Origin of the sequence: Cellulomonas sp. IC4_254 (genome assembly GCF_011603975.1) — a bacterium.
Taxonomy (GTDB): Bacteria; Actinomycetota; Actinomycetes; order Actinomycetales; family Cellulomonadaceae; genus Cellulomonas.
On the sequence record NZ_JAANNB010000405.1, the window covers coordinates 1 to 310 of the forward strand.

Genomic DNA, 310 nt, shown 5'->3' on the forward strand with positions numbered 1-310 from the left:
ACGACCCGGACATCGTCGAAGGAGATCCCATGTCCACCACCCGCACCACGCGCCGCCGCGGCCGCGTCCTCGCGCCGGCCGCCGTGCTGTCCGTCGCGTTCCTCGCGGCCTGCACCTCCAACGCCCCCGCGGAGGAGGACGACGGCGGCACGGACGCCGCCCCGGTCGCCGTGTCCGACAACGACGAGACCGGCGACACGGTCGTCATCGGGTTCTCCGCCCCGGCCGCCGACCACGGCTGGATGGGCGCGATCACGACGGCCGCCCAGAAGGAGGCCGACCAGTACGACGACGTCGAGCTCCGGGTCGC

General features: G+C 74.5%; 1 pseudogene. It reads left to right on the plus strand.

Annotated features, from left to right (window positions below):
• Positions 1-29: 29 nt before the first annotated feature.
• A pseudogene (locus tag G6556_RS19035) lies at positions 30-310 on the plus strand (sugar ABC transporter substrate-binding protein); the annotation flags it as partial.